Source organism: Vibrio sp. 1069, from assembly GCF_033340555.1.
On the sequence record NZ_JAWOWP010000987.1, the window covers coordinates 1 to 509 of the forward strand.

Below are 509 nucleotides of genomic sequence, written 5' to 3' on the forward strand. Positions count from 1 at the left end.
CTTCAAAACTTGGATGGCGCCAATGGCCGCAAACCGTCACCAATACATGGTGCCTTTCATCCGTGCTTTCAGCGGCGAAAATCGCAACAACAACCGCATTTTCTGGCGTCGAACCGATGGCCGATTAATGGAACACGACGACTGGAACCGATTAAGCTCCGTAGCGCTTCACTTAGGCATTGGTAAAGACGGGCAAGAGTTGGTTTACCTCATCAACCAAACGAACGCCACTGCGCGATTTAAGCTGCCAAACGAGCGTAATCAAGAATGGGTAACGATTTGTGATACCAATGTGCGCAACCTCAATCCTGGGCACGCAGAAGGCGAAGTCTTACTGTCACCGACCTCGATGGTGATTTTGCATTACCAGCCAAAGCCAAATTCGCCACAAGGTGAGCCATTGCAAAGCTAGCCAATACAACACCTAAAATAAAAAGCCGATACAAACATCTGTATCGGCTTTTTTCATTGCTTGCAGACAGATACCCCAGCATACATCTTTGAACACT

General features: G+C 47.9%; 1 pseudogene. It reads left to right on the plus strand.

From position 1 onward, the window contains the following. A pseudogene (locus tag R7040_RS30185) lies at positions 1-412 on the plus strand (glycogen debranching enzyme); the annotation flags it as partial. Positions 413-509: the final 97 nt, after the last annotated feature.